The following is a 21774-nucleotide window of genomic DNA, read 5'->3' on the forward strand; positions in this document are numbered from 1 at the left end:
CAAGGAAGCACCGCCCGACGGACCGAGGGGCGGGGCGAACGACCGGAACTCCACGACGGGGGGCGCGAGATGAACACGCTGCACAGCACGAGCACTGGCGCAGTTGTCACGCGTCTCCACGACGTCATCCGGAACACGGAGAAGTCCGGTGCCGTGAGCGGGCGGGGGTGCGCTCGCGGCACCGGGCGTCAGCACACCACGTACATGTCGGTGGTTGACGCACATGTGGGGGGAAGCACCACGGGGGTGACCCACGGGGGAACGGGGGTCGCGGCCGCGTACGGGGAGGACACGGGGGAGCGCCGTTCTGTGTCGGAGGCGGAGTTCACCGCCTACGTCCAGGAGCGTCGTGCCTCCCTGTACGCAACCGCCTACCACCTGACCGGTGACCGCTTCGAGGCCGAGGACCTCCTCCAGAGCGCCCTCTTCTCGACGTACAAGGCGTGGGACCGGATCAGCGACAAGGCCGCGGTCGGGGGCTACCTCCGCCGCACCATGACGAACCTGCACATCAGCGCGTGGCGCCGCCGTAAGCTGAACGAGTACCCGACCGAGGAACTGCCGGAGACCGCCGGCGACACGGACGCGATGCGCGGCACCGAACTGCGCGCCGTCCTGTGGCAGGCGCTCGCCCGGCTCCCCGAACTCCAGCGGACCATGCTGGTCCTGCGCTACTACGAGGGCCGCACGGACCCGGAGATCGCGGAGATCCTCGACATCAGTGTCGGCACGGTGAAGTCCAGCATCTGGCGGTCCCTCCGCCGGCTGCGCGAGGACGAGGTCCTCAGCTTCGGCCGTGACGAGGAGGAGTCCTTCGGGGAGCTCGTCGCCTGAAGGTCTGTGGGGGGGGAAGTAAGTAACGGGGGAGTACCGGGGGGGGGTACGGGGGAACCGGCGGGGCCACGGGGGACACGGGGCCACGACGGGGAGCACGGGGGAAAGCAGGGAAACGGGGGAAGCGGGACTGGAGGGCCGGGGGGTCCGTCCAGTCCCGCTTTTATTTGTGGGCTCTTATTTGTGGGCCGCCTGCGCGCAGCGGCCCGCGGCGGCCGCGGCCAGGCGGCCCAGGGCCTCGGCCTTGTCGCAGGGATGGGCGCCCAGTTCCGTCTGGCGGGCCACGATCGAGCGTTCCCGGCGCATCAGGCGCCAGCCGCGCCGCAGCAGGAACGGCACCGACTTGCGGCCCTCCTTCAGATCGCGAAGGAATCGGCGGCGGAAGGTCTTCACCGGGCCCCGGGGCAGGCACAGGGCATCCGCGAGGACACCCAGCTCCCGGCAGCGCCCGACGATCTCGGCGGCGAAGATGCCCTCCGCGATGAACAGCGGGGTCCGCTCGATGTGCATGGCCTCCGCACCGGTGCGCGCGCTGAGGGAGATGTCGTACGTCGGCACGGTCGTACGACCCGTGCGGCACAGCTCCTCGATCGCCGCGACGGCGGTGTCCGCGTCCCAGGACAGCGGGTGGTCCCAGTCGATGTCCGAGCTGCCCTCCACCAGGGGCAGCGTCGGGTCGTCGCCCTCCTTGTAGAAGTCGTCCAGCCGCAGCACGGGCAGGGCGGAACGGGCGGCGAGGAGGGACTTGCCTGAGCCGGACGGACCGGACAGCAGGACGACCCGGGTCGGTATCGGGGGATGCGAACTCACGAGAGTCCAGTGTGAGGCATCGGGCGGCTCCCGCCGAGACGGCGGGTCGCCTTTGGCGCGCACATCACACCTCCAGGCCGGGGCGCCCGCCCCGGCCTGGAGGTGGCTTCTCAGTACGAGGAGCCCGACGCGCCCAGCGAGCCTGTCGGGTGCCAGACCGTCTTCGTCTCCAGGAACGCCGTCATACGGTCGATTCCGGGGGGTGCCGACCAGTTGTCCACAGGCTGTGGACGCAGGACCCGCTTCAGGTTGTCGGCGGCCGCGATCTCCAGTTCCTTCGCCAGGACGTCGTCCGCGCCGGCCAGGTCGATCGCGTTGACGTCCTGGTGGGCGGCGAGGGGGGCCGCGATCTCCGCCGTACGGCCGGACAGGACGTTGACCACGCCGCCGGGGACGTCGGAGGTGGCCAGGACCTCGCCCAGGGAGAGGGCCGGGAGCGGGGACTTCTCGCTCGCCACCACGACCGCCGTGTTGCCCGTCGCGATCACCGGGGCCAGCACCGAGACCAGGCCCAGGAAGGACGACTCCTGGGGGGCTACGACGGCCACGACGCCGGTCGGCTCGGGGGTGGAGAGGTTGAAGTACGGGCCCGCGACCGGGTTTCCGCCGCCGACCACCTGGGCGATCTTGTCGGTCCAGCCCGCGTACCAGACCCAGCGGTCGATCGTCGCGTCCACCTGGTCCGCGGCCTTGGACTTCGACAGGCCCTCGGCGTCGGCCACCTCGCGGACGAACTGGGCCTTGCGGCCCTCCAGCATCTCCGCCACGCGGTAGAGGATCTGGCCCCGGTTGTACGCCGTCGCGCCGGACCAGGCGCCGAACGCCTTGCGGGCCGCGACGACCGCGTCACGGGCGTCCTTGCGGGAGGAGAGGGGGGCGTTGGCCAGCCAGTTGTTCTTGGAGTCCGTCACCTCGTACACCCGGCCGCTCTCGGAACGCGGGAACTTCCCGCCGACGTACAGCTTGTAGGTCTTGAGCACACTGAGTCGGTCAGACATCGAGGTACGCCTCCAGGCCGTGGCGGCCGCCCTCGCGGCCGAAGCCCGACTCCTTGTAGCCGCCGAACGGCGAGGTCGGGTCGAACTTGTTGAACGTGTTGGACCAGACGACGCCCGCGCGGAGCTTGTTCGCGACGGCCAGGATCCGGGAGCCCTTCTCGGTCCAGATGCCCGCCGACAGGCCGTACTGGGTGTTGTTGGCCTTGGCGACGGCCTCGTCCGGGGTGCGGAAGCTGAGAACCGACAGCACCGGGCCGAAGATCTCGTCCCGCGCGATGGTGTGGGCCTGGGTGACGTTCGTGAAGAGCGTCGGGGCGAACCAGTAGCCGGACGTGGGCAGTTCGCAGGCCGGGGACCAGCGTTCGGCGCCCTCCGCCTCGCCGCGCTCGACGAGCGAGGTGATGCGCGAGAGCTGTTCCTCGGAGTTGATCGCGCCGATGTCCGTGTTCTTGTCGAGGGGGACGCCCAGGCGGAGCGTCGACAGGCGGCGCTTCAGGGAGTCGAGGAGCTCTTCCTGGATCGACTCCTGGACGAGGAGGCGGCTGCCCGCGCAGCAGACCTGGCCCTGGTTGAAGAAGATCCCGTTGACGATCCCTTCCACAGCCTGGTCGATCGGGGCGTCGTCGAAGACGATGTTCGCGCCCTTGCCGCCCAGTTCGAGGGTGAGCTTCTTGTGGGTGCCGGCGACTGTCTTCGCGATCTCCTTGCCTACGGCTGTGGAGCCGGTGAAGGCGACCTTGTTGACGTCCGGGTGCGCGACCAGTGCGGCGCCCGTGTCGCCGTAGCCCGGAAGGATGTTGACGACGCCCTTCGGGAGGCCTGCCTGGCGGCAGATGTCCGCGAAGAACAGGGCCGAGAGGGGGGTCGTCTCGGCGGGCTTCAGGACCACCGTGTTGCCCGTCGCCAGGGCCGGGGCGATCTTCCACGCCAGCATCAGGAGGGGGAAGTTCCAGGGGATGACCTGGCCTGCGACGCCGAGGGGCCTGGGGTCGGTGCCGAAGCCGGCGTGGGCGAGTTTGTCGGCCCAGCCCGCGTAGTAGAAGAAGTGCGCCGCCACCAGGGGGAGGTCGGCGTCGCGGGTCTCCTTGATGGGCTTGCCGTTGTCCAGGGTTTCGAGGACGGCGAGCTCGCGGCTGCGCTCCTGGATGATGCGGGCGATGCGGAACAGGTACTTCGCGCGCTCCGCGCCGGGGAGCGCGGACCACTTCTCGAAGGCCTTGCGGGCCGCCTTCACCGCGCGGTCCACGTCCGCCTCGCCCGCCTGGGCGATCTCGGAGAGGACCTCCTCGGAGGCGGGGCTGACCGTCTTGAAGACCTTGCCGTCCGCCGCGTCGGTGAACTCGCCGTCGATGAACAGGCCGTAGGACGGGGCGATGTCGACGACCGCGCGGGATTCGGGGGCCGGTGCGTAATCGAATGCCGATGCCATGGTGATCAGTCCACCGTCACGTAGTCGGGGCCGGAGTAGCGGCCGGTGGCCAGCTTCTGACGCTGCATCAGCAGGTCGTTCAGGAGCGAGGAGGCGCCGAAGCGGAACCAGTGGTTGTCCAGCCAGTCCTCGCCGGTCGTCTCGTTGACCAGGACGAGGAACTTGATGGCGTCCTTGGTGGTGCGGATGCCGCCGGCGGGCTTCACGCCGACCTGGATGCCGGTCTGGGTACGGAAGTCCCGTACCGCTTCCAGCATAAGGAGCGTGTTCGCGGGGGTGGCGTTGACGGCGACCTTGCCGGTGGACGTCTTGATGAAGTCCGCCCCGGCGAGCATGCCGAGCCAGCTGGCCCTGCGGATGTTGTCGTACGTCGAGAGCTCGCCCGTTTCGAAGATGACCTTCAGGCGGGCGGGGCCGCATGCCTCTTTCACGGCGATGATCTCGTCGTGCACCTTCATGTAGTCGCCCGCCAGGAACGCGCCGCGGTCGATGACCATGTCGATCTCGTCGGCGCCGGCGGAGACGGCCTCGCGGACGTCGGCCAGTTTCACGGCGAGGGGGGCGCGGCCCGCGGGGAACGCCGTGGCGACCGAGGCGACCTTCACGTTCGAGCCCGCGACGGCTTCCTTGGCCGCGGCCACCATGTCGGGGTAGACGCAGACGGCCGCGGTCGGGGGTGTGGTGCGGTCGGTGGGGTCGGGGTGGACCGCCTTGGCGCCGAGGGCCCGGACCTTGCCCGGGGTGTCCGCGCCCTCCAGGGTCGTCAGGTCGACCATGGAGATGGCCAGGTCGATGGCGTACGCCTTGGCGGTCGTCTTGATGGAACGGGTGCCGAGGGAGGCGGCGCGGGCCTCCAGGCCGACCGGGTCTACGCCGGGGAGTCCATGGAGGAAGCGGCGGAGTGTGCGGTCGGAGGTGGTGACGTCGGCTAGGGAGTGGGGTGCGGCTGTGGACATGGTCACCAGGTGAGCATATCTACGCGCGTAGCGACTGTACAGCCCTTGCCCTTGCCTCCGGCGGTTGGGCGGGGGCGCGTGGGGGGTGGGTGGTGGGTCGGGCAGAATCGGGAGTATGAGTGAGCCGGATCGGGCGTCCGAGGAGCAGGGGGCGACGCCGACAGCAGACACGCAGTCCGCGAAGCCCGTGTACAAGGACCGGGTTTATCGGTCGCCTGCTGGGCTGGTGGGGGGTGTGATGCTGCTCGGGATTTTCGGGTGGCTCGGGGGCGACGCGGTGGTTTCGGGGGAGGGGCGTACGCCCTGGTTGGCGCTGGCGGTGTTGTTGTGTGCTGTGCCGGTGGTGGTGGCGTTCTCGGTTCGGCCCGCTGTTTTCGCCAATGATGATCGGCTGCGGGTGCGTAATCCGTTTCGGGTGATCGAGTTGCCGTGGGCGAGTGTCGCCTCGTTGCGTTCGGGGTTCTCGAACGAAGTGATCGACGAGAGCGGGACCAAGTACCAGTTGTGGGCCATTCCCGTTTCGCTCCGTGCGCGGAAGAAGGCTGCTCGGCGGCAGGCCCGGGAGGCGCGGGGGGACAGTAGTGGTCGTACCTCGCTCGTCGACCAGCCCGTGCGGGCAGAGGGCGACCAGGTCATGGCCGATCTGAGGGATCTGTGCGAGGCCCGGGCCAAGGCCGCCGGGTCCCAGGGGGAGCCGAGTGTGCGGTGGGCCTGGGAGATCATGGGGCCGGCGGTGGCGGGGTCCGTGCTGCTGGCGGTTCTGATCGCGTTGGGGTGACCACCGGCCGGGTTCACGGCCTTCCGCGGTCTCTTGCGGCTTCTGCGAACGGGCTTCGCGTTCGGGTCGTACCCATGGCAGGCAAAACCACTGTGACGATCCGAGTGTCTGGGTGTCGATGAGCGCGAATATCGAGTTGCAGGGGCAGCCGTCACGGCGGTTGCCCGAGTCCGCTGTGCCCGAGGGGTGTCACCCCTGGGGTGGGGAGCGGGTGCGGGCGTGGGCCAAGGCGCAGCCTCCGGTGTGGGTGCCGGTGCGGACGCGGTCCATCCATGTGCTTGCCGTGGCCGTGGTCGGGCTGGTGGGCGGGTTCTGGCTGGCGAATCTCGTTGATGTGCCGCCTGGTCCTGCCGCGCTGTTTTCGTTGCAGTTGGTGTGGACTCTGGTGCGGCCCGAGGTCGTACGGGTGTCGGCGCCCGTGTTGTTCTTCGTGCTGGCCTGGTACGGGGAATCGCGGGATGTGGCGACCCTGCTGGCCACTCTGGCCGTGACCGTGACCTGGGCGATGGCCGAGATCCGGCTGAGCGCGCGGCGGACGCAGCGGCAGTGGGCCCTGGCGGCCGCCGAGGGGGTGACGGCCTCGCTGCCGGCCGGGGTCGGGCCGTTGCGGCGTGGGCGGTTCCTCGTCGGGCTGGGGCTTGTGCCGGCTGTTCTCGGTGGGGTGATGGTCTACTTCGGGTCCGGGTTGGACGTTGCCGCCGATCGGCTCGAGGCGACGCTGGCCGGGTGGTTCGTGGTCGGTTTGGGGGGCACCTTGGTGCTCTCCGGGTGGCTGGGGCGGCGGCGGGCCGCCGCGTTGCGGGGGGCTCCTGTGCCTGTGCTGCGGGTGCTCATGCGTGACGGCGCGAACGGGGACATCGAGGTGTTCGCCGCCGATGACGTGGCCGCGGTGCGGCCGTTGTTCACCGTCGCCGCCGAGGAGTGGTACGGCGACGAGGACGAGGACGAGGGGGATCGGGGGCTCAGCCAGGAGGAGATGGATGAGCTGCTCGACTCGATCGAGAACGACGAGGGGGACGACGAGCAGCCGGGGGACTTGCGTGAGGCCGTGTTGTACGGGGCGCCGTACGAGGGTGGCGAGATCGTGATCGTCAGTGTGCCCGAGGATGAGGACGTGGCCCCCGGCGCCTCCGAGGACGAGGAACTCGTCGTGGAGTCCTCCACTGGGCCTGTGCGGGCGTTGTCCGAGCGGGCCGTACGGCGTCGGGTCGGGGCGGAGAAGGCCCGGGCCAGGCGGAACGCGGCCTATGCGGATCGGCGGGAGGCCGCGGCGGCGGTGACCGCCGAGCACCTGGGGTCCGGGGCGGTACGGCGGTGGCGGGCCGGGTGGCTGGACTGGGCCGTGTGTCTGGCGCTCGCGGTGTGGGCGGCTCTTCTGGTGCTGACCGAGGTCGGGGGGTGGCGGTACATTCCGGGCGCCCTCCTCGGGCTCGGCGGCGCGTTCCTCCTGCCCTGCATGGCCGCTTGGCGGGTCACCGCCGACCGGGACGGGCTCTGGTTCAACGGCATGCGCCGGGTTCGGCACATCGCGTGGGACCACGTCATGACCGTGAAGTGCGAGGGCGGCGAGCTGAAGGTGGACAGCCGCCGGGCGCGGTTCGGGGCACCGTGGGTGACGCATGCGCCGCGGTGGGCCCGGCTGGAGCGGCGGTTCGGGCTGATCCACCCGTACGAGAAAGCGGCCGCCGAGATCACCGCCATGTGGAAGGACCCCGCCCTGCGGCCCACCGAGGCGAGCGCCGAGCGGGCGCGCGGCCGGGTGCTGTGGCCGCTGGGCGTGGTGCTCGCTGTGTTGTGGGTGGCGGTGTTGGTGCTGGTGCCGTAGCTGGGAGGGGGCCGGTCCCGCCCAGCAGGCCAGAGGACCGCCATACGATGGATCACGTGTGCGGCCGCTTCGGTTGAGTCGTCCGCCGCTCGTGGCGCCGGGCGCGCGGCGTGCTTTCGACCGCGGGGAGCCGGCACGGGGTTCAGCCACCTCGGATGGGGCGCCCCCGTGCCCGGCCCGTACGCGGTGCCGGGCACGCCGCCAGGCGTGGGTCAGATGCCGGCGGCCGTGGCGAGGTCCCGCTTGATGGCGGCCAGCAGGACGGTCGCCTTGGTGTGGGCCTCGGGCAGGGCCTCGTGCGAGGCGACCGGAACGACGACCTCCAGGTAGCACTTGAGCTTGGGCTCCGTGCCGCTGGGGCGGACGATCACACGGGCGCCGTCGAGCGTGTAGCGCAGGCCGTCCGTGGGCGGGAGCTTGTCCGTGCCCCGGGTGAGGTCCTCCGCCTTGGTGATGGCGAGTCCGGCGAGGGCGGTCGGCGGCTGCTCGCGGAGCTGCTCCATGGCGCGGGCGATGACCGAGAGGTCCTGGACGCGGACCGAGAGCTGGTCGGTGGCGTGCAGGCCGTGCTCGACGGCGATGTCGTCCAGGAGGTCGAGGAGAGTGCGGTTCTCTTCCTTGAGCTGCGAGGCAAGTTCGGTGATGGCGAGGGCCGCGCTGATGCCGTCCTTGTCGCGTACGCCCTCGGGGTCGACGCAGTAGCCGAGAGCCTCCTCGTAGCCGTAGCGCAGGCCCTCGACACGGGCGATCCACTTGAAGCCGGTGAGGGTCTCCTCGTAGGGGAGGCCGGCCTTCTCGGCGATACGGCCGAGGAGGGAGGAGGAGACGATCGACTCGGCGAACGTGCCGCGCGCGCCGCGCCGGACCAGGTGCGTGGCGAGGAGCGTGCCCACCTCGTCGCCGCGCAGCATCCGCCAGTCCGCGCCGTCCTTGACGGCCACGGCGCAGCGGTCGGCGTCGGGGTCGTTGGCGATGATCAGGTCGGGGTCGGTCTCGCGGGCCTTCGCGAAGGCGAGGTCCATCGCGCCCGGCTCCTCCGGGTTCGGGAAGGCGACGGTCGGGAAGTCCGGGTCCGGCTCGGCCTGCTCGGCGACGAGGACGGGCTCCGGGAAGCCGGCCCGGCCGAACGCGGCGACGAGGGTGTCCTTGCCTACGCCGTGCATCGCCGTGTAGACCGTGCGGGCGGTGCGGGGGGAGCCGGGCGCGAGGACCGCGTCCGTACGGGCCAGATAGGCGTCCAGGACGGTGTCGTCGAGGGTGTCCCAGCCGGCGTCCGGGCGGGGGACGTCGTTGAGGGACCGTACGGCGTCGATCTCCGCCGCGATCTCGGCGTCCGCCGGGGGCACGATCTGGGAGCCGTCGCCCAGGTACACCTTGTAGCCGTTGTCGCGGGGCGGGTTGTGGCTGGCGGTGACCTCCACGCCGGCCACCGCGCCCAGGTGCCTTATGGCGAAGGCCAGGACGGGCGTGGGGAGGGGACGGGGGAGGACGGCCGCGCGGAGGCCGGCGCCGGTCATCACGGCGGCCGTGTCGCGGGCGAAGTCGGCGGACTTGTGGCGGGCGTCGTAGCCGATGACGACGAGGCCGCCGGTGGCGCCCTTCTTGTTCAGGTATGCGGCGAGGCCGGCGGCGGCGCGGACGACGACCGAGCGGTTCATGCGCATGGGGCCGGCGCCGAGTTCACCGCGGAGGCCTGCCGTGCCGAACTGGAGGGTGCCGGTGAAGCGGGCGGTGAGCTCTGTGGTGTCCCCGGCGTCGATCAGCTTGGCGAGTTCGTCGCGGGTTTCCGGGTCGGGGTCCTCGGCCAGCCACGCCTTGGCGCGGGCGATCAGGTCGTCGTGCACGGGGGGCAACCTCTCGTTCTTTGTTTGTGTGTGGGGTCGATTTTTCTCGCCCCCGCCGCCCCTACCCTCCCCCACTCTCGACTTCGCTCGAGCGGGGGGACCTCCACCGTCCCCAGGGGCTGCCGCCCCTTCGACCTCGCTTCGCCTGAGAGCTCGGGGGGTTCGGTTGTATGGCGGCTGCGGGTTTGTGGGGGCTGGTCGCGCAGTTCCCCGCGCCCCTGAAAAGCAGGGGCTGCGCCCCTTGCTTTTCGGCCCGCAGGGCCGTGTCTTTCAGGGGCGCGGGGCTGTGACATATGCGGCTCCGCCGCGTGGGCGCGAGCGACCACACACCACCCGCACCCGCCGATGAACCCGCACCCCCGAGCTATAAGGAGCTGTTACAGCCGGTCCAGGACCTGCGTCAGAAGCGCGCCCATGCGCGTCGCCGAGTCGCGGCCGGCCTGGAGGACCTCTTCGTGGTTGAGGGGCTCGCCCGTCATGCCGGCCGCCAGGTTGGTGACCAGGGAGATACCCAGAACCTCCGCGCCCGCCTCGCGCGCGGCGATGGCCTCCAGGACCGTGGACATGCCGACCAGGTCCGCGCCGATGACGCGGGCCATGCGGATCTCCGCGGGGGTCTCGTAGTGGGGGCCGGTGAACTGCGCGTAGACGCCCTCTTCGAGGGAGGGGTCGATCTCCTTGCAGAGGGCGCGCAGGCGCGGGGAGTAGAGGTCCGTGAGGTCGACGAAGTTGGCGCCGACGATCGGCGACGTCGCCGTCAGGTTCAGATGGTCGCTGATCAGCACCGGCTGACCGGGACGCATCCCCTCGCGCAGACCGCCGCAGCCGTTGGTGAGGACGATGGTCTTGACGCCGGCGGCGACGGCGGTACGGACGCCGTGCGCGACGGCGGCGACACCGCGGCCCTCGTAGTAGTGCGTGCGGCCCAGGAAGACGAGCGCGCGCTTGTCACCGATCTTGTACGAGCGGACCCTGCCGCCGTGGCCCTCGACCGCCGGCGGCGGGAAACCGGGCAGCTCGGTGACCTGGAACTCGGCCTCGGGGGCACCAAGGGCGTCCACGGCGGGGGCCCAGCCGGAGCCCATCACGAGGGCGACGTCGTGGGTCTCGGCGCCCGTGAGCTCACGCAGGTGCGCGGCGGCGGCGTCGGCGGCGGCGTACGGGTCGCCCTGGATGTCGTCCGGAAGAAGAGATGCGTTCACGCGACGAGGGTATCCGGTCCCGGCCTACGCGCGTAGATGACGAGGCTCACGGGATCTGGATCGTTGTCTTGTCGTTTCCAACCAAAGGGCTTGTCCTACCAAAGGGCTTGGGCGCGCCGGGAGGATCAGGCCTCGGGGATGAGGACGTCCTTGTCGTCGAAGACCGCGACGGCGAGGATCAACAGGCGGCCTCGGCCGACCGCGTACTCGACCAGGCTGTTCCGCGTGAGCCGAACCGTGCGGTTGTCGCCGGCAGACCCTCTGGGGCGTGACACCGGAGGGAAAGGGTCATGGGCAAGCAGAGCGATGCCCTTGTCGAACGTGGCGCGCTGCTCGTCGTCCAGCTGGTCGCGCGCCGCGGCGGCCTGCACCGCGTAGTGGACGTCGTATGTGGGGGTCAGCATGGCCTTTTGCGTAGCTCCATCACGTAATCGTGTGGTGCGCCCGCCGATTCGGCGGCGTCGGCGATCTCGCCGAGGTAGCGCGCCGAGGGCAGGCCGCCCTCGTAGCCGTTGAGGATGTAGACCCAGGCCGGTTCCTCGCCGTCCAGAGTGTGTACGCGGACCCGCATCCGGCGGTATATGTCGAGGCCGACTCCGACCCAGCGGTCCATCGCGTCCTCGTCCATGGGGGCGATGTCGTACAGCGCCACGAAGACCTGGGAGCGCGGGGCCTCGACGACCGTCGCCAGGGAGCCCTCCCAGCCCATGTGCTCGCCGCCGAAGGTCAGTCGCCAGTCGTTCAGCCAGCCGGTTGCGCGCAGCGGGGAGTGGGGGGCGCGGCGGGACATCAGGCGGGCGTCCATGTTGCCGGCGTAGGCGGCGTAGAGCGACATGGGGGAGAGGGTACGGGAGCGCTCCGCTTCGGGTGCCGGGTAACTCGGGTTGGGCTTCGGGTGCGGGGTGGTGGGTGGGCGCCTGATAGCTCGGTGGGCGGTGTGGTCCGGCGGCTGCGGGCTCGTCGTGGTTTGTCGCGCAGTTCCCCGCGCCCCCCGGGGCACCGGCACCCCCGGCCATACGGGACAATGGGGTACGTGACTCGGATCGTGATCATCGGTGGCGGACCCGGCGGCTATGAGGCGGCGCTGGTGGCCGCGCAGCTCGGTGCGGAGGTGACCGTCGTGGACTGCGACGGTCTGGGCGGGGCGTCGGTGCTGACCGACTGCGTGCCGTCGAAGACGCTCATCGCCACGGCCGAGGTGATGACGACCTTCGACTCCTCCTACGAGGAGCTGGGGATCATCGTCGCGGACGACACCCCGCACATCGACACGCCCGCGCGTGTCGTGGGCGTCGACCTTGGCAAGGTCAACCGGCGTGTGAAGCGGCTCGCGCTGGCGCAGTCGCACGACATCACGGCGTCCGTGACGCGCGCCGGCGCGCGGGTCATGCGCGGGCGCGGGCGGCTGGAGGGCCAGCAGGACCTCGATGGGTCGCGGAAGGTCGTGGTGCGGGTCGCCGACGGGTCCGAGGAGACCCTGATCGCCGATGCCGTGCTCATCGCCACCGGCGGGCATCCGCGCGAGCTGCCCGACGCCCAGCCGGACGGGGAGCGGATCCTCAACTGGACACAGGTGTACGACCTCGACGAGCTGCCCGAAGAGCTGATCGTGGTCGGGTCGGGTGTGACCGGTGCCGAGTTCGCCGGTGCCTATCAGGCGCTCGGATCGCGGGTCACGCTCGTGTCCAGCCGTGACCGGGTGCTGCCGGGTGAGGACCCGGACGCCGCCGCCGTCCTGGAGGACGTGTTCCGGCGGCGCGGGATGAACGTCATGGCGCGGTCCCGGGCCCAGTCCGCCAAGCGCGTCGGGGACCGGGTGGAGGTGACCCTCGCCGATGGGCGGGTCATCAGCGGTACGCACTGTCTGATGGCCGTCGGCGCCATCCCCAACAGCGTCGGCATGGGGCTGGAGGAGGCCGGGGTCAAGCTCAAGGACTCCGGGCACATCTGGACCGACAAGGTCTCCCGTACCAGTGCGCCCGGTGTGTACGCCGCCGGTGACGTCACCGGCGTCTTCGCGCTCGCCTCCGTGGCCGCCATGCAGGGGCGTATCGCCATGTACCACTTCCTGGGCGACGCGGTGGCCCCGCTCAACCTGAAGACCGTCTCCTCCAACGTCTTCACCGACCCCGAGATCGCCACCGTCGGCTACACCCAGGCCGACCTCGACTCCGGAGTCATCGACGCCGTCGGGGTGAAGCTGCCGCTGCTGCGCAACCCGCGCGCCAAGATGCAGGGCATCCGGGACGGCTTCGTCAAGATCTTCTGCCGGCCCGGCACCGGGATCGTCGTCGGCGGTGTCGTGGTCTCCCCGCGCGCCTCCGAACTGATCCACCCCATCTCGATCGCGATCGACAACAACCTGACCGTCGAGCAGATCGCGAACGCCTTCACCGTGTACCCGTCCCTGTCGGGTTCGATCGCCGAGGTCGCGCGCCAGCTGCACACGCGCAAGTCCGGTGGCGGCGTCTGACGAGAACAGAGACGAGAACAGATCGGTCGCGTTTCTGTCCGGTTGGGCCCTATATCACTTCTCGACCCGCCGTGCGTACAACTTCTGTTATTCGGCGCAAACTGCTGAAAGCAGATGGTCGTTGGCGTTACTGTCAGTTTCGTGTTCGCTGCAGAACGTCGCCAATTGATCCTCGAAATGGTGCGGGCCAACGGAGCCGTGTCGCTCCGTGAGCTCGCCCGCGTCGTCCAGACCTCCGAAGTGACCGTACGGCGGGACGTGCGCGCGCTGGAGGCAGAAGGACTCCTCGACCGCCGACACGGCGGTGCGGTATTGCCGGGCGGGTTCACGCGGGAGTCCGGCTTTCCGCAGAAGTCTCATCTCGCGACCGCCGAGAAGACGGCCATCGCCGATCTCGCCGCGAGCCTCGTCGAAGAGGGCGAGGCCATCGTGGTCGGGGCGGGGACCACCACGCAGGAGCTGGCACGCCGGCTCGCGCGGATCCCCGGGCTGACCGTCGTCACCAACTCCCTGTTGGTGGCCCAGGCGTTGGCCCACGCCAACCGTGTGGAGGTCGTGATGACCGGCGGCACCCTGCGCGGTTCCAACTACGCCCTGGTCGGCTCCGGCGCCGAGCAGTCCCTCCAGGGGCTGCGTGTCTCCAAGGCCTTCCTCTCCGGGAGCGGACTGACCGCCGAGCGCGGGCTGTCCACGTCCAACATGCTGTCGGCGTCCGTCGACCGCGCGCTGGTCCAGGCCGCCGCCGAGGTCGTCGTCCTCGCCGACCACACCAAGCTCGGCACCGACACGATGTTCCAGACGGTGCCGACCGATGTGATCACCCGGCTGGTGACGGACGACCCGCCCGGCCACGACGACCGTGCGGTCACCGAGCTGCAGGCCCTGGCCGACCAGGGTGTGCAGATCGCGGTCGCCGGGGCGTCGGGCGGCGGTGGTACGGGAGGCGATCCCGTCCCGGCGCGCCCGTCGCGCCGGGACATGCCCCTGCCCGGGCCGCGCCGCAACCAGGTCCACGGCTCCGCACCGCAGTTGCGCAGCGCCGCGGTCCTCGGGGACCAGCCGACGGCCGGTGAGCGGGAGAGGGAGCGGGCGGCCCGGGTCGCGGACCTGCGGCGCCGTTAGCCTCCGGCGGTCACACGGGATCGGTCCACTGCCGGTTACGGTTTCAGGCCCCGCAGGGTCAGTGTCAGCAGGCGGTCGGCCAGCTCCGGGTCGTCCGGGGTTTCTTCGGCCGCCAGCGCGATGGCGTTGGTGAGCTGGAGCAGGTCGCCGATGGACACGTCGTCGCGTACGGCGGCCGCCGCCTGGGCCCGCTTCAGCAGGGCCTCGCCGGCCTCCCGGATGGGGGCGCAGCAACGGGCCAGGTCCGAGGTGTCCTCTTCAGCGCCGGGGGTGGCGGTGTACGACACCGTCATCAAGGCTCGTGACAGGCCCCGGTACTCGCCCGCGTGGGTGACGATGTCGCGCAGCCAGGCCACGAGTGCTGCGCACGGCTGGGCCGCTTCCAGGTGGGCCTTGGCTTTGGTCAGGAGGTCGGCCACCGTGTCCTCGAAGACCGCGCTCAGTAGGGCTTGGCGGTTGGGGAAGTGGCGGTAGAGGGTGCCGATGCCTACGCCTGCGCGGCGGGCGATGTCTTCTAGAGAGGCGTTGGTTCCTTGGGCCGCGAAGGTGGTGCGGGCCTCGGTGAGCAGGCGCTGGTGGTTGCGGCGGGCGTCGGCTCGCATGGGGGCACCTGACTCTCTTCGCTGGGTGGGTTCAGCCTAAGAGCTCGGGTGAGTGTGGTTGGTGGGCGGCTGCGGGTGGGTGGGGGTTGATCGCGCAGTTCCCCGCGCAGTTCCCCGCGCCCCTAAAGGGCGCGGACCCCGGCCGGGAGTGTCAAGTTGCCGCCCCCAACGGTCGAGCGCCCGACCGCTGGCAGTGCCAGTTCGCCGGGCGCTCTGAGGTGTCGTACGAGCCCTGTGTCAGTCCTTGATCTCGCAGATCACCGCGCCCGATGTGACTGAGGCGCCTACCTCGGCCGACAGGGCCTTGACGGTGCCGGAGCGGTGGGCGTTGAGGGGCTGTTCCATCTTCATGGCCTCCAGGACGACGATGAGGTCGCCTTCCTTGACCTCTTGGCCCTCCTCCACGGCGACCTTGACGATCGTGCCCTGCATGGGGGAGGCGAGGGTGTCGCCGGAGGCCGCGGGGCCGGACTTCTTGGCGGCGCGGCGCTTGGGCCGGGCGCCAGCGGCGAGGCCGGTGCGGGCCAGGGTCATGCCGAGGGAGGCGGGGAGGGAGACCTCCAGGCGCTTGCCGCCGACCTCCACGACGATCGTCTCGCGGTCCTTCTCGTCGTCGGCCTCGGTGGTGTCCGTGGGGGCCGCGAAGGGCTTGATGTCGTTGACGAACTCGGTCTCGATCCAGCGGGTGTGGATCGTGAAGGGGTCCGTGCTGCCGGTGAGTTCGGGGGCGAAGGCCGGGTCCTGCACCACCGCGCGGTGGAAGGGGATGGCGGTGGCCATGCCCTCGACGGTGAACTCGTTCAGGGCGCGGGCGGCGCGCTGGAGGGCCTGTCGACGGGTGGCGCCGGTGACGATCAGCTTGGCGAGGAGGGAGTCCCAGGCCGGGCCGATCACGCTGCCGGACTCCACGCCCGCGTCCAGGCGGACGCCGGGGCCGGTGGGCGGAGTGAACGTGGTGACCGTGCCGGGGGCCGGGAGGAAGTTACGGCCCGGGTCCTCGCCGTTGATGCGGAACTCGAAGGAATGGCCGCGCAGCGGCGGGTCGTCGTAGCCGAGTGCCTCGCCGTCGGCGATGCGGAACATCTCGCGGACCAGGTCGATGCCGGTGACCTCCTCGGTGACCGGGTGCTCCACCTGGAGGCGGGTGTTGACCTCCAGGAAGGAGATCGTGCCGTCCAGACCGACGAGGAACTCGACCGTGCCGGCGCCGACGTAGCCGGCCTCCTTGAGGATGGCCTTCGAGGCCGCGTACAGCTCGGCGTTCTGCGCCTCGGACAGGAACGGGGCCGGGGCCTCCTCCACCAGCTTCTGGTGGCGGCGCTGGAGGGAGCAGTCACGGGTGGAGACCACGACCACGTTGCCGTGGCTGTCGGCCAGGCACTGGGTCTCGACGTGGCGGGGCTTGTCCAGGTAGCGCTCGACGAAGCACTCGCCGCGGCCGAAGGCCGCGACCGCCTCGCGGACGGCCGAGTCGTACAGCTCGGGCACCTCTTCCAGGGTGCGGGCGACCTTCAGGCCGCGGCCGCCGCCGCCGAACGCCGCCTTGATCGCGATCGGCAGGCCGTGCTCCTCGGCGAACGCCACGACCTCCTCGGCGCCGGACACCGGGTCGGGCGTGCCCGCGACCAGCGGGGCGCCCGCGCGCTGGGCGATGTGACGGGCCGCCACCTTGTCGCCGAGGTCGCGGATCGCCTGCGGGGGCGGGCCGATCCAGATCAGGCCCGCCTCCAGGACCGCCTGCGCGAAGTCCGCGTTCTCCGAGAGGAAGCCGTAACCCGGGTGGATCGCGTCCGCGCCGGAGTCCTTCGCGGCCTGCAGCACCTTGGCGATGTCCAGGTAGCTCGTCGCCGGGGTGTCACCGCCCAGGGCGAACGCCTCGTCCGCGGCCCGCACATGCAGCGCGTCCCGGTCCGGGTCGGCGTACACGGCCACGCTCGCGATCCCGGCATCCCGGCACGCCCGGGCGACGCGGACAGCGATTTCGCCTCGGTTGGCGATCAACACCTTGCGCACGATGGCTCCCTCTCCTTGAAACAAGCCGATTTTAGGGACTGCCGACACGGCGTTTCGACCCGTCCTCAATGGTGAGCTTGCCCACATGGAGCGTGAAACGAGGCTCGCTCGAGCGGCGAAATCCCTTGTCGCACAGCATGGCGCAGGACACCACGCGAAAACCCTAGCCCTCTCATGTGGTCAAGGTCTCTGTGCGGCCGTGCTGCGGCCGGTTGGGTTTCTTTGTGGAATCCCTACTAATGGCCCAACGATTCTTTGCTCTCGCGAGAACCCTTGTCCCGGGGTTTACCCGTTAGTAGCGTTCGCGATGGCTCGAACACGTACTTCGGGTAACGCACGACAGGGTGGAAGTGGGTGGGGACCGGTGATCCGCAGACCGGTGGCGGTGGTCACGGCGATCGTGCTGTTCGCGGAGGGGCTCGGGATCGCCGGGCTGCAGTGGTTCCTCGGCACCGTCGTCGACCGGCAGAAGATGTCGCTCGCAGGGCTCGATCCGGACGTGATGTCCGTGTCGACGAAGGCCGGGGGTGTTCTCTTCGGCCTCTACTTCGTTTTCTGCGGCGTCGTCGCCCTGCTCGTCTCGCTGCGCAACCGGCCCGCCGCCGGGCTCGGGAGGATCCTGCTCATCAGTGCCGCCGTCGTGCACGGGCTGCTCGGCGCGCTCACCGTGGGGTTGGTCGGGTGGGGCGCGTTCGTGTTCATGGTGGTGGTGCTGGGGCTGGTCGTGCTGACGTTGATGACGTACGACCGGCAGGACGGGGTCGCGGACGCGGTGCCGGAGGGGCCCGGGGGCGGCAAGGGCGACGGCTCGGTCACGTCTTCTGCGCCGAGCCCGTCCTGATCTGTCGCGTCATGTGTTCCTGGGCGTCCACAACTCCGTGATCCCCACGCCCAGTTGGGCCAGCAGGCGGCGCAGCAGGGGGAGGCTGATGCCGATCACGTTGCCGTTGTCGCCCTCGATGCCGTCGATGAACGGGGCCGAGCGGCCGTCCAGGGTGAACGCGCCTGCCACGTAGAGGGGCTCGCCGGAGGCCACGTACGCGGCGATCTCCTCGTCGGTGGGGTCGCCGAAGTGGACGACCGTGGAGGCGACGGCGGAGACGTGGCGTTCGCTTGCCGTGTCCCATACGCAGTGGCCGGTCTGGAGGGTGCCCGCGCGTCCGCGCATCGACTTCCAGCGGGCCGTGGCCTCCTCGGCGTCGGCGGGCTTGCCGAGGGCTTCGCCGTCGAGGTCGAGCACCGAGTCGCAGCCGATGACCAGGGCGCCCTTGACCTCGGGCTTCGCCGCCACGACGGAGGCCTTCGCCTCGGCCAGGGCCAGGGCGAGGTCGGCGGGGGTGGAGGCGGTGACGGCGTCCTCGTCCACGCCGCTGACGATCACCTCGGGCGACAGGCCGGCCTGGCGGAGCAGGTTGAGGCGGGCGGGGGACTTGGAGGCGAGCACGAGTCGGCGGCGCGGCTGATCGGTCATGCGGCCAGGGTATCGGCGTGGGCGCACGTGCCGCCTGTGGGTGGGGTGGGGCCGTGCCGCCGTCGTGGTGGCTGTTGCTACAGGATGCCCAGCACCAGCATCGCCAGGACCATGGCCAAGGCCATGAGGACACCGAGCCGCCGAAGCATGGCCTGCGTGTCGCGCAGTTCCTTCGGCGGCTCGTTCTCAGGGTCGGACCAGAGCATGGTCCGATGGTGCGGTTGGGCGGGGGGTGGGCGCCTGAGTACGCGTACTCAAATGGGGCGCGGGGTTCCGCTCAGGTGGGCCAGTAGGTGCGGCTCCAGGTGGTGGGGCCGGGGGCCGGGAGGCGGTGGGCGGCGATGCGGGACGGGTCGGACCAGGAGTCCCGGGGGGTGGGCGCGCCGGGCGGCTCGGTGGCTGCCGCCGCGGCGCGGGCGCGGACCACCGCCAGTGCGGCGGCCAGCTCCTCGGGGGTGGGATTGCCCCGTACGACCTTGATCGTCACAGCGGCTCCTTACAGGGGGATGTTGCCGTGCTTCTTCGGGGGGAGGGACTCGCGCTTGGTACGGAGGTGGCGTAGGCCGCGGACGATGTGGCGGCGGGTGTCGGAGGGGGTGATCACGGCGTCGATGTAGCCGCGTTCGGCCGCCGTGTAGGGGTTGAGGAGGGTGTCCTCGTACTCCTGGACGAGGCGGGCGCGGACGTCCTCGCGTTCGGATTCGGGGGCGGCGGCGATCGTGCGGCGGTGGAGGATGTTGACCGCGCCCTGGGCGCCCATGACGGCGATCTGGGCGGTGGGCCAGGCGAGGTTGAGGTCGGCGCCGAGGTGCTTGGAGCCCATGACGTCGTAGGCGCCGCCGAAGGCCTTGCGGGTGATCACCGTGATGAGGGGGACCGTGGCTTCCGCGTAGGCGTAGATCAGTTTGGCGCCTCGGCGGATGATGCCCTCGTGTTCCTGGCCGACGCCCGGGAGGAAGCCGGGGACGTCGACGAAGGTCAGGACCGGGACGTTGAAGGCGTCGCAGGTGCGGACGAAGCGGGCCGCCTTCTCGGAGGCGTCGATGTCCAGGCAGCCGGCGAACTGGAGGGGCTGGTTGGCGACGATGCCGACCGGGTGGCCCTCCACGCGGCCGAAGCCGGTGAGGATGTTCGGGGCGAAGAGGGCCTGCGTCTCGAAGAACTCGGCGTCGTCCAGGACGTGTTCGATCACCGTGTGCATGTCGTACGGCTGGTTCGCGCTGTCCGGGACGAGCGTGTCGAGCTCGCGGTCCTCGTCGGTGAGGGTGAGGTCCGCCTGCTCCGGGAAGGACGGGGGCTCGCTGAGGTTGTTCGACGGGAGGTAGGAGAGGAGCTGCTTGACGTAGTCGATGGCGTCCTTCTCGTCGCCCGCCATGTGGTGGGCGACCCCGGACGTGGCGTTGTGGGTGCGGGCGCCGCCCAGCTCCTCGAAGCCGACGTCCTCGCCGGTGACCGTCTTGATGACGTCCGGGCCGGTGATGAACATGTGCGAGGTCTGGTCGACCATGACCGTGAAGTCGGTGATCGCGGGGGAATAGACCGCGCCGCCCGCGCAGGGGCCCACGACCAGGGAGATCTGGGGGATCACGCCGGAGGCGTGGGTGTTGCGGCGGAAGATCTCGCCGTACATGCCGAGGGCCATGACGCCCTCCTGGATACGGGCGCCGCCGGAGTCGTTGATGCCGATGACCGGGCAGCCCGTCTTGAGGGCGAAGTCCATGGCCTTCATGATCTTCTGGCCGAAGACCTCGCCGAGGGAGCCGCCGAGGACCGTGAAGTCCTGGGAGAAGACCGCTACCGGGCGGCCGTCGACCGTGCCGTAGCCGGTGACCACGCCGTCGCCGTACGGGCGGTTGTTCTCCATGCCGAAGTCGGTGGAGTGGTGGCGGGCGAACTCGTCGAACTCGACGAAGGAGTCCTCGTCGAGGAGCAGCTCGATGCGCTCACGGGCCGTCAGTTTGCCCTTGGCGTGCTGCTTTTCCACCGCGCGTTCCGAACCGGCGTGTGTCGCTTCGTCGACACGGCGCTGGAGATCCGCGAGCTTCCCCGCGGTCGTGTGGATGTCGATCTCTTCCGGCTCGGACATCGGGATGCGGCTCCCTGGCTGCTCAATGGGGACGTGAGGGTGGCTTGAGGCTGACTTGCTGAGTGTTTGCCCAGTACGTGCTCAGAAGCGGGGGCGGTTACTCATCCGTAGCGTAGTGCTGGGCCTACCGTTCGGCAGTGCGGCGTTGACCACACTCCCCACCCCTTGGCGCTGCACGATCAGTGCGTCGCGGCGAGACACGCCGGAGGGGGTGACAACACGCAAGTGATCGAACACCCGTGAACCTCGGTCCGCCAGGACTGAAATCCGTTTCCTTCGCCGGGGACGGAGGATGTCAAACCTAGGGTGGGTTGCATGACGTCAACGCCACCAGGTGCAGAAGGAAACCCGTCCGACGGGCCCCATGAGCCGAGGCCGGACCGATGGTCCGACCTCGGCCGCCCGCCTCTCAACGCCGCCGCCCTGCGCCGGGCGCTCGTCCGCGCGGGCGGGCTGTGGAGCTCGCTGGACGTGGTGCCGGTCATCGGGTCCACCAACACCGACCTCGCGGGGCGCGCCGATCGGCTGCCCGAGGGGGCGGTGCTCGTCGCGGAGGAACAGCGGGCCGGGCGTGGGCGGCTCGATCGCAGCTGGACGGCGCCGGCTCGGTCGGGGCTGTTCTTCTCCGTGCTGCTCAAGCCGGTCGAGGTGCCGGTGGAGCGGTGGGGGTGGCTGCCATTGCTCACCGGGGTTGCCGTGGCGACGGGGTTGTCCCGGGCCGCCGGGGTCGATACGTCACTCAAATGGCCCAACGATGTGCTGGTGACCGTGGGGGGTGAGGAGCGGAAGGCCGGGGGGATCCTCGCGGAGCGGGCGGGGAGCGATGGGGTCGTGGTGGGGATCGGGGTGAATGTGAGTCTGCGGGCGGATGAGCTGCCGGTGCCTTCGGCGGGGTCGCTGGTGCTGGCGGGGGCCGTGAACACGGATCGGGATCCGTTGCTGCGGGCTGTGTTGCGGGCCTTGGAGGAGTGGTACGGGCGGTGGCGGGCGGCTGGGGGGGATCCGGGGGTGAGCGGGCTGCAGGAGACGTATGCGGCGGGGTGCGCGACGTTGGGGCGGAAGGTGCGGGCCGAGTTGCCGGGGGATCGGTCCTTGGTGGGGGAGGCGGTTGCGGTGGATGGGGACGGTCGGTTGGTGTTGGCTACGGGGGAGGGGGTGCAGGAGCCGGTGGGGGCGGGGGACATCGTGCATCTGCGGGGCGTTTGAGGGGGGATTCGCCCCCGCCGCCCCTACCGTTCCCATCCCTCAGGGGCTGCCGCCCCTTCGACCCCGCTCAGCCTGAGAGCTCGGTCCAGTCGGTTCGTTGGCGGGTGCGGGTGGGTGGGGGCTTG

The 21774-nt window shown here is 70.5% G+C and carries 21 protein-coding genes; 7 read left to right on the plus strand and 14 right to left on the minus strand.

The annotated features are described in order from the left end of the window. Positions 1–69: 69 nt before the first annotated feature. A complete protein-coding gene (locus tag F3T56_RS25790; RefSeq protein ID WP_149827748.1) occupies positions 70–834 on the plus strand; it encodes a SigE family RNA polymerase sigma factor in 765 nt (254 codons plus the stop codon). 177 nt (positions 835–1011) lie between these two features. On the opposite strand, the gene F3T56_RS25795 is transcribed toward F3T56_RS25790, so the two are convergent. The 4 genes from F3T56_RS25795 to deoC form a co-directional block, all read right to left on the minus strand. Further along, positions 1012–1644 carry a uridine kinase family protein gene (locus F3T56_RS25795; protein WP_149827749.1) on the minus strand — a complete coding sequence of 211 codons (633 nt, stop codon included), beginning with the start codon at positions 1642–1644 and terminating at the stop codon, positions 1012–1014. Positions 1645–1754: 110 nt separating this feature from the next. Beyond that, positions 1755–2642 (minus strand): aldehyde dehydrogenase family protein, encoded by an 888-nt coding sequence (locus F3T56_RS25800; RefSeq protein ID WP_149827750.1) that lies wholly within the window; start codon positions 2640–2642, stop codon positions 1755–1757. Beyond that, complete coding sequence (locus F3T56_RS25805) at positions 2635–4071, minus strand: aldehyde dehydrogenase family protein (protein WP_149827751.1); 1437 nt, start codon at positions 4069–4071, stop codon at positions 2635–2637. The genes F3T56_RS25800 and F3T56_RS25805 overlap by 8 nt, the downstream gene beginning before the upstream one ends. Positions 4072–4076: 5 nt before the next feature. After that, entirely contained in the window at positions 4077–5027 is a 951-nt protein-coding gene (deoC, locus tag F3T56_RS25810) for a deoxyribose-phosphate aldolase (RefSeq protein WP_149827823.1), read from the minus strand. 115 nt (positions 5028–5142) lie between these two features. Between deoC and F3T56_RS25815 the strand changes: the two genes are divergently transcribed. Next, complete coding sequence (locus F3T56_RS25815) at positions 5143–5805, plus strand: PH domain-containing protein (protein ID WP_149827752.1); 663 nt, start codon at positions 5143–5145, stop codon at positions 5803–5805. Positions 5806–5923: 118 nt separating this feature from the next. Continuing rightward, entirely contained in the window at positions 5924–7630 is a 1707-nt protein-coding gene (locus F3T56_RS25820) for a hypothetical protein (protein ID WP_149827753.1), read from the plus strand. A 212-nt stretch (positions 7631–7842) separates the two neighbouring features. Here F3T56_RS25820 and F3T56_RS25825 read toward each other — a convergent pair whose 3' ends face one another. The 4 genes from F3T56_RS25825 to F3T56_RS25845 form a co-directional block, all read right to left on the minus strand. Further along, the gene (locus F3T56_RS25825) at positions 7843–9474 is read right to left on the minus strand and encodes a phospho-sugar mutase (protein WP_149827754.1); all 1632 of its coding nucleotides are present in this window, start codon (positions 9472–9474) and stop codon (positions 7843–7845) included. A gap of 377 nt (positions 9475–9851) precedes the next feature. Beyond that, positions 9852–10676 carry a purine-nucleoside phosphorylase gene (locus F3T56_RS25835; protein WP_149827756.1) on the minus strand — a complete coding sequence of 275 codons (825 nt, stop codon included), beginning with the start codon at positions 10674–10676 and terminating at the stop codon, positions 9852–9854. A gap of 125 nt (positions 10677–10801) precedes the next feature. After that, entirely contained in the window at positions 10802–11080 is a 279-nt protein-coding gene (locus tag F3T56_RS25840; protein ID WP_149827757.1) for a hypothetical protein, read from the minus strand. Then, positions 11074–11511, minus strand: a complete 438-nt coding sequence (locus F3T56_RS25845) for a gamma-glutamylcyclotransferase family protein (protein ID WP_149827758.1) — start codon at positions 11509–11511, stop codon at positions 11074–11076. Before F3T56_RS25845 ends, F3T56_RS25840 begins: the two co-directional genes overlap by 7 nt. A gap of 189 nt (positions 11512–11700) precedes the next feature. Between F3T56_RS25845 and F3T56_RS25850 the strand changes: the two genes are divergently transcribed. Then, the gene (locus F3T56_RS25850) at positions 11701–13149 is read left to right on the plus strand and encodes an NAD(P)H-quinone dehydrogenase (protein WP_149827759.1); all 1449 of its coding nucleotides are present in this window, start codon (positions 11701–11703) and stop codon (positions 13147–13149) included. Between the two features lie 114 nt (positions 13150–13263). Further along, entirely contained in the window at positions 13264–14271 is a 1008-nt protein-coding gene (locus tag F3T56_RS25855) for a DeoR/GlpR family DNA-binding transcription regulator (protein ID WP_149827760.1), read from the plus strand. A gap of 35 nt (positions 14272–14306) precedes the next feature. Here F3T56_RS25855 and F3T56_RS25860 read toward each other — a convergent pair whose 3' ends face one another. Then, entirely contained in the window at positions 14307–14873 is a 567-nt protein-coding gene (locus F3T56_RS25860) for a TetR/AcrR family transcriptional regulator (RefSeq protein ID WP_149827761.1), read from the minus strand. 237 nt (positions 14874–15110) lie between these two features. Then, entirely contained in the window at positions 15111–16886 is a 1776-nt protein-coding gene (locus tag F3T56_RS25865) for an acetyl/propionyl/methylcrotonyl-CoA carboxylase subunit alpha (protein ID WP_149827762.1), read from the minus strand. A gap of 364 nt (positions 16887–17250) precedes the next feature. On the opposite strand from F3T56_RS25865, the gene F3T56_RS25870 reads away from it, so the two are divergent. Then, entirely contained in the window at positions 17251–17727 is a 477-nt protein-coding gene (locus F3T56_RS25870) for a hypothetical protein (protein ID WP_246203859.1), read from the plus strand. Between the two features lie 9 nt (positions 17728–17736). Here the strand turns inward: F3T56_RS25870 and F3T56_RS25875 are convergent, their stop codons facing one another. From F3T56_RS25875 to F3T56_RS25890, 4 genes are all read right to left on the minus strand, one after another. Further along, positions 17737–18357, minus strand: coding sequence for a Maf family protein (locus F3T56_RS25875; RefSeq protein ID WP_149827764.1), 621 nt, complete (start codon positions 18355–18357; stop codon positions 17737–17739). Positions 18358–18434: 77 nt separating this feature from the next. Beyond that, a complete protein-coding gene (gene mmpB, locus F3T56_RS49380; RefSeq protein ID WP_149827765.1) occupies positions 18435–18563 on the minus strand; it encodes a morphogenic membrane protein MmpB in 129 nt (42 codons plus the stop codon). A 71-nt stretch (positions 18564–18634) separates the two neighbouring features. After that, positions 18635–18844, minus strand: a complete 210-nt coding sequence (locus F3T56_RS25885; protein WP_149827766.1) for an acyl-CoA carboxylase epsilon subunit — start codon at positions 18842–18844, stop codon at positions 18635–18637. A gap of 9 nt (positions 18845–18853) precedes the next feature. Further along, entirely contained in the window at positions 18854–20443 is a 1590-nt protein-coding gene (locus tag F3T56_RS25890; protein WP_149827767.1) for an acyl-CoA carboxylase subunit beta, read from the minus strand. 315 nt (positions 20444–20758) lie between these two features. Here F3T56_RS25890 and F3T56_RS25895 point away from each other — a divergent pair, with 315 nt between their 5' ends. Then, on the plus strand, positions 20759–21649 hold the full coding sequence (locus F3T56_RS25895) for a biotin--[acetyl-CoA-carboxylase] ligase (RefSeq protein WP_149827768.1): 891 nt from the start codon (positions 20759–20761) through the stop codon (positions 21647–21649). Positions 21650–21774: the final 125 nt, after the last annotated feature.

It is taken from the genome of Streptomyces tailanensis, from assembly GCF_008386495.1.
Taxonomy (GTDB): domain Bacteria; phylum Actinomycetota; class Actinomycetes; order Streptomycetales; family Streptomycetaceae; genus Streptomyces; species Streptomyces tailanensis.

Bases quoted from the DNA above. Each gene is read 5' to 3' on its own strand.
- F3T56_RS25790 (WP_149827748.1), top strand. From the start codon at position 70: ATGAACACGCTGCACAGCACGAGCACTGGCGCAGTTGTCACGCGTCTC.
- F3T56_RS25800 (WP_149827750.1), bottom strand. From the start codon at position 2,642: ATGTCTGACCGACTCAGTGTGCTCAAGACCTACAAGCTGTACGTCGGC.
- F3T56_RS25805 (WP_149827751.1), bottom strand. From the start codon at position 4,071: ATGGCATCGGCATTCGATTACGCACCGGCCCCCGAATCCCGCGCGGTC.
- deoC (WP_149827823.1), bottom strand. From the start codon at position 5,027: ATGTCCACAGCCGCACCCCACTCCCTAGCCGACGTCACCACCTCCGAC.
- F3T56_RS25815 (WP_149827752.1), top strand. From the start codon at position 5,143: ATGAGTGAGCCGGATCGGGCGTCCGAGGAGCAGGGGGCGACGCCGACA.
- F3T56_RS25820 (WP_149827753.1), top strand. From the start codon at position 5,924: ATGAGCGCGAATATCGAGTTGCAGGGGCAGCCGTCACGGCGGTTGCCC.
- F3T56_RS25840 (WP_149827757.1), bottom strand. From the start codon at position 11,080: ATGCTGACCCCCACATACGACGTCCACTACGCGGTGCAGGCCGCCGCG.
- F3T56_RS25845 (WP_149827758.1), bottom strand. From the start codon at position 11,511: ATGTCGCTCTACGCCGCCTACGCCGGCAACATGGACGCCCGCCTGATG.
- F3T56_RS25850 (WP_149827759.1), top strand. From the start codon at position 11,701: ATGGGGTACGTGACTCGGATCGTGATCATCGGTGGCGGACCCGGCGGC.
- F3T56_RS25855 (WP_149827760.1), top strand. From the start codon at position 13,264: ATGGTCGTTGGCGTTACTGTCAGTTTCGTGTTCGCTGCAGAACGTCGC.
- F3T56_RS25860 (WP_149827761.1), bottom strand. From the start codon at position 14,873: ATGCGAGCCGACGCCCGCCGCAACCACCAGCGCCTGCTCACCGAGGCC.
- F3T56_RS25875 (WP_149827764.1), bottom strand. From the start codon at position 18,357: ATGACCGATCAGCCGCGCCGCCGACTCGTGCTCGCCTCCAAGTCCCCC.
- mmpB (WP_149827765.1), bottom strand. From the start codon at position 18,563: ATGCTCTGGTCCGACCCTGAGAACGAGCCGCCGAAGGAACTGCGCGAC.
- F3T56_RS25890 (WP_149827767.1), bottom strand. From the start codon at position 20,443: ATGTCCGAGCCGGAAGAGATCGACATCCACACGACCGCGGGGAAGCTC.
- F3T56_RS25895 (WP_149827768.1), top strand. From the start codon at position 20,759: ATGACGTCAACGCCACCAGGTGCAGAAGGAAACCCGTCCGACGGGCCC.